Here is a 5,445-nt window from a genome sequence, read left to right as displayed (position 1 = left end):
ACCGAAATGGCTGCCGCAGAAGAGCGCTTTGACTTAAAGCTGGAGCGGGAAGAAAAAGAACTGTTGAACCGGGCCGCGGCCGCGTCCGGCATGAGCCTGTCTGCGTTCATGCGTAGCGCAGCGAAAGCGAGGGCCGATGAGGTGCTCCAGCGCGAGACCCGGATCCAGCTCTCGCAGCGCGATTTCGACGCCTTTGTGGACGCAATGGATCGTCCGTTCGCCCCAAACGACGCTCTCCGCGACGCGATGGAGAGTGCCGCCAGGGACGTGCGGCGGCGTGCTTGAAGAGGTCCCGCTCAGTCGAGACCATGCGCGCCGAAAATTTGATTGCGGATCGAGAGAGCTCAACCATTTCATCCGGCGCTTTGCCTGCCCAAACCAGGAGCTGGGCGTTTCACGCACCTATGTCCTGGTCGATTCTGATGAACCCCGCCGTATTCGCGGCTACTACACGGTAAGCACGGGGCAGCTGGAAGCAAGCCAACTGACGCCTGAGCACCAGGCGCGTTTACCGCGTTACCCAGTCCCCGTAATTCGGATGGGCCGATTAGCGGTCGATAGCGCCTTCCAGCGACACGGATACGGCAAATATTTGATCGGTTCAGCGGTTACCCGTGCCCGCGAGGTCCGAAAAGCGGTCGGAGTCGTCGCCATCGTTGTGGACGCAAAAGACGACGCCGCCGCGGCGTTTTACCAGAAATACGGATTTACCCGCTGCGATGATAATCCCCTCACGCTGTATCTAATGCTCGGGAATGACTGACAGGCATTCAGCCGCCGAACACTCGGCCCAGCATAGCCAGGCCCGAGAGGACTAAGGCAGCAAGAACCGTGGCGGTCACTTTCTGGATTAACCCACTCCGCCAATCCCATCGCCCCTTCCTGTCTGGTGCCTCGTGGTACGCCGTACGACAGATAGCACTCAGTCGTTCAATGGATTCACAATCTTCATTCCTTCAATCTGCTGGCCGGCATTCAAATCCTCGCTATAAATGATCTTCGCGCCTGCCTTGTCAGCAACGGCGACAATCAAAGCATCCCAGAACGACAGCCGATGACGTTCCTGGATTTCCGAGGCACGAAGCACATCGACTGGCTCAGCAGTTTCAACATGCCAACTGGTATACGGCTCGATCAAGGCACGAGCGCTAGCAGGCGAAACAGGTGAGGGAATCTTGCGCGTCACCGTCACATAAAATTCCTGAAGCACTTGCGTGCTGAGAATGCCAGTGTCCGAGTCCCAAAGCCGCGACATCAACCGGTAGGCCGCCTCATGACGAATCCCGGCGTCACGGTCATGGGCGTAAACCAGAATATTGGTATCAACAAAATGCGGACCCGTCTCAACGCTCATGAAGCTCATCCCGCGAGACACGGCCACCACCCATGGGAATCCCTTCCTCCATAGCCCGTAGCGCCCGGCGTCGGGCTCGTTCACGCGCCTGGTCTCGGCCGACCAGCCGCGAAAGCTCCCGGACGACGAGACGATTCAACGACGTGGACTCTCGAGCCGCCAGCACCTTAGCCTGGCGAATCAGTTCTTCATCCAGCCGCAAGGTGATATTGCGTTTCATGGGGCCTCCAGAGTGAAAATTGCACATCATTATGTGCATTAAATCACAAGGTAACGGCGCTGTACAACTGGGAGCCCCCAGGAAAACCAGCCCTTCACGCCGTCGCCCCGCACTACTGCGCCACGAATCCGGCCATCGCGCCATGAAATGGCGTATCGCGACACGCCACATCAGAGCTTTCTTTACCAATTCGTAAATTCCGCTTGGCCCACCCCAAGATCACGCCATGACGCAATCCCCCACCACAGCCGCCCGAATCAGCGGACAAACAAACAGCCGAGTTACCACGGCGGTGAGCGCAGTAAGAAATCCCCCCGATCGGGAATATTTCTTGACTTAATGCCACTCGCACTAATAATAACCCCTATCGGGAGTATTTTTACTCAAGAGGCGTTATCATGGACAATTCAATCCCGACCGGGAATATTGCCGATGTCGATACCCTCGGCGCGGCCATCCGCCGGCGCCGCAAGGCCCTGGGTCTGACCCAGGCCGATGCCGCCATGGTGTGCGGGGTCGGCACGCGCTTTCTGGCGGAGCTGGAGCGAGGCAAGCCCACCGCCCAGATCGGCAAGACCCTGGACATCCTGGCCGGTCTTGGCCTGGAGCTGAGCCTGCGCCCCCGGGAGCGCGCATGAGCCGGCGCTTGCAGGTATATCTCCACGAGCGATTGATCGGCCATCTCGATCAGTCTGACGACGGCGGGCTCAGCTTTCGCTACGCCGAGGCGTATCTCGCCGCACCGGAACACGGCGCGTTGTCGCTGTCCCTGCCGCTGGGCGAACAGCCCTACGACGACCGCCACACCCGCCCCTATTTCGGCAACCTCCTGCCCGAGGGCCCATTGCGAAACCGCCTTGCGCGTCACCTCGGATTGTCCGAAGACAATGATTTCGCCCTGCTCCAAGCCGTGGGCGGGGAATGCGCCGGCGCAGTCAGTCTGCTCCCGGAGGATGCACCCCCGCCCGGAGCCGGCGACTACCGAGAACTGCAGGAAGACGAACTGGCCGGGATCATTCGCGACCTCCCCCGCCGTCCACTGCTGGCCGGGGATGCCGGCATTCGCCTTTCCCTGGCCGGCGCCCAGGACAAACTCCCCCTGTACCGGGACCAGGCGGGGACCTTTCACCTGCCACTCGGGCCCAAGCCCAGCAACGTCATCCTCAAGCCGGCGGCGGGAGACTTTGAAGGCATCGCCGAAAACGAATATTTCTGCATGAAGCTTGCCGCCGCCCTTGGCCTATCCGTGCCCGATGCCGCGCTACTACAGTTGAACGACACCCGGGTTTATCTGGTGGAACGATTTGACCGCCGCCTGGATTCGACCGGCGAAATCCGCCGTCTCCACCAGGAGGATTTCTGCCAGGCCTTGGGCAAGCCAGCCAACATGAAGTACGAGGCCGAAGGCGGACCCAGCCTGGGCGACTGCTTCGCGCTGCTCACCCGCCATGCCGTGACCCCCGCACCAGACCGCCTTGAGCTGCTCCGGCGGGTGCTGTTCAACTGGCTGATCGGCAACATGGACGCCCATGCCAAGAACTTCGCCCTGCTACTGGAAAAGCAGGGACCGGCCCTGGCGCCCGCCTACGACCTCATCTCAACCGATGCCATCGACGGCCTGAGCCGGCGCATGGCCATGCGCATAGGTGACGAGCAACGTCCGGACTGGCTTCGTCGTGACCATTTCGAAACCATGAGCAAGGGTGCAGGCATCAATCCTCGGCTTAGCTTCAGGACGCTGGAAGACATGGTGGAGAAGCTAAGTGAAGTGGTACCCGAAGTGACTGAATCCATACAGGACGAGCACGGCGAAATCCCCAGCCTTTCACGGATTACCAGCATCATCGAAAGGCGCCAGCGAAAAGCACGGATCCTGCTTGGCTAAGTATCAACAACCCAACCCTGTGGGAGCGGCATGCTTGCCGCGACAACGCTCAATCAAAGCCCAGTCGCGACAGGAATGTCGCTCTCACAAAAGAGGGGTAGCCCCTCAGAGCTCAGAACTTCCTAACCCACTAGCGAAAATACCCCAAATGCTCAAGCTTGAGCAGAATCCGATTCGCCGCCTCTTCCGGTGAGCAATCCTGGGTGTCGATCACAAGCTCCGGGTTCTCCGGCTCCTCGTAGGGATCACTGATCCCGGTGAACTCTTTGATGATGCCCTTGCGCGCCTTGGCATAAAGCCCCTTGCGATCCCGCGCCTCGCAGACTTCCAGGGGGGTGGCGACGTGGACTTCAACGAAACCACCGACTTCCTCGACCATGGCACGCACTTCACGGCGGGTCTGTCGATAGGGCGCAATCGGCGCGCAAATGGCAACGCCACCGTTCTTGGTGATCTCGCTCGCCACATATCCAATCCGACGGATATTGATATCCCGGTGCTCCTTGGAAAAACCCAGCTCACTGGAAAGATGCTTTCGAACCAGGTCACCGTCCAAGAGCGTCACCCGACGGCCGCCCTGCTCCATGAGCTTGACCATGAGCGCATTGGCAATGGTGGACTTGCCGGAGCCGGACAGCCCCGTGAAGAAGACGGTCAGGCCCTGCTTGTGCTTGGGCGGATGGGTCTTTCGAAGCTCCTCCACCACTTCCGGGTAGGAGAACCATTCGGGGATATCCAGCCCTTCCTGCAGCCGCCGGCGGACTTCGGTGCCGGAAAGCTTCAAGGCCGTCTCGTCCTCGCCCACCTCATCAATCGGCGCGTACTCCGCCCGCTCCTTCACATACACCATCATCTGGAAGGGCACCATCTCGATACCCAACTCTTCGGCGTATTCCTTCACCATCTCCTGGGCGTCATACGGCCCATAGAGATCCTCGCCATCGGACCCCTTGCCAGGGCCGGCATGGTCGCGCCCAACAATGAAATGCGTGCAGCCGTGGTTCTTGCGAATAATGGCATGCCAGACCGCCTCCCGTGGCCCGCCCATGCGCATGGCCAGCGGCAAGAGACTCATATGGGTGGTCTGCTCCGGATAACGACGTAGGATATGCTCATAGCAACGCACCCGGGTGTAATGATCAATATCCCCCGGCTTGGTCATGCCCACCACCGGGTGGATCAGCAAATTCGCCTCAAGCTGCCGCGCAGCCCGCAAGGTGATCTCCTGGTGCGCCCGATGCATGGGGTTGCGGGTCTGAAAGGCCACCACCTTGTTCCAGCCGGACTTGGCGAACCGCTCACGCAACTCCTTGGGCGTCTCACGCAGATGCTTGAAGTCATAATGGGTGGGCGCTTCCAGGCCCTCGACCCGACCACCGAGATACACGGGCTGGGTGTTCTCCAGCAGATGAGCCACACCTGGATGGGCATTGTCGGTGGTCCCGAAGACCTTCTCGGCCTCCTTTTCCCGATCCGCCTCCCAGGCGTCCTCGACATTCAGAATCGCAATGACCACACCCTCGCCATCACGCAGGGCAATCCGCGTACCGGTCGTCACGTCCTCGGCAAACTCCCGGCTCACATCCAACATCACCGGCATCGGCCACAGCGTGCCATCGGCCAGCCGCATCGTCTCCACCACACTGTCGTAATCCGCCTTACGCAGAAAACCATCCAGAGGCGAAAAACCGCCGGTCAGCAACAACTCCAGGTCACAAATCTGGCGATCGGTAAGATCCCAGGAAGGCAAGTCCACGGCTTCCTTCTTCAAAGCCTCGGCCTTGTCCTCACCGACAAACAAATCCATCAACTTGCCACCATGCGGCTCAATCAAATGCGACTCACTCACAATCGAACTCCTTCACTAAAAAAATAAAAATCGATACTCGCGCAGAGACGCTGAGACGCAGAGAAATTCAGTCTGTAGCTGTGACTCCAGGTTCAGGCAGTCGGTTTACGCAGCGGACGATGCCGCGCTTGAGAACC

The 5,445-nt window shown here is 59.7% G+C and carries 7 protein-coding genes; 4 read left to right on the top strand and 3 right to left on the bottom strand.

The window, feature by feature from the left end:
* On the top strand, positions 1-285 hold a 285-nt coding region (locus tag VCB98_RS13545), incomplete at its 5' end, for a type II toxin-antitoxin system TacA family antitoxin (RefSeq protein ID WP_346053432.1).
* Positions 278-763 (top strand): GNAT family N-acetyltransferase, encoded by a 486-nt coding sequence (locus tag VCB98_RS13540; protein WP_346053430.1) that lies wholly within the window; start codon positions 278-280, stop codon positions 761-763. The genes VCB98_RS13545 and VCB98_RS13540, both read left to right, overlap by 8 nt.
* A gap of 159 nt (positions 764-922) precedes the next feature.
* Here VCB98_RS13540 and VCB98_RS13535 read toward each other — a convergent pair whose 3' ends face one another.
* Both VCB98_RS13535 and VCB98_RS13530 read right to left on the bottom strand, forming a co-directional pair.
* Positions 923-1,354, bottom strand: a complete 432-nt coding sequence (locus tag VCB98_RS13535) for a PIN domain-containing protein (protein WP_346053428.1) — start codon at positions 1,352-1,354, stop codon at positions 923-925.
* A complete protein-coding gene (locus VCB98_RS13530; protein WP_346053426.1) occupies positions 1,344-1,574 on the bottom strand; it encodes a DUF6364 family protein in 231 nt (76 codons plus the stop codon). Before VCB98_RS13530 ends, VCB98_RS13535 begins: the two co-directional genes overlap by 11 nt.
* A gap of 398 nt (positions 1,575-1,972) precedes the next feature.
* On the opposite strand from VCB98_RS13530, the gene VCB98_RS13525 reads away from it, so the two are divergent.
* Positions 1,973-2,212: a helix-turn-helix transcriptional regulator gene (locus VCB98_RS13525; protein ID WP_346053424.1), complete on the top strand. Its 240-nt coding sequence runs from the start codon at positions 1,973-1,975 to the stop codon at positions 2,210-2,212.
* Positions 2,209-3,459, top strand: coding sequence for a type II toxin-antitoxin system HipA family toxin (locus tag VCB98_RS13520; protein WP_346053423.1), 1,251 nt, complete (start codon positions 2,209-2,211; stop codon positions 3,457-3,459). The genes VCB98_RS13525 and VCB98_RS13520 overlap by 4 nt, the downstream gene beginning before the upstream one ends.
* Before the next feature lie 130 nt (positions 3,460-3,589).
* Here the strand turns inward: VCB98_RS13520 and VCB98_RS13515 are convergent, their stop codons facing one another.
* Positions 3,590-5,308 carry a bifunctional sulfate adenylyltransferase/adenylylsulfate kinase gene (locus VCB98_RS13515; protein ID WP_346053421.1) on the bottom strand — a complete coding sequence of 573 codons (1,719 nt, stop codon included), beginning with the start codon at positions 5,306-5,308 and terminating at the stop codon, positions 3,590-3,592.
* Positions 5,309-5,445: the final 137 nt, after the last annotated feature.

It is taken from the genome of Natronospira elongata, from assembly GCF_034931365.1.
GTDB classification, from domain to species: Bacteria; Pseudomonadota; Gammaproteobacteria; order Natronospirales; family Natronospiraceae; genus Natronospira; species Natronospira elongata.
This window is presented reverse-complemented; position numbering and strand designations above follow the sequence as displayed.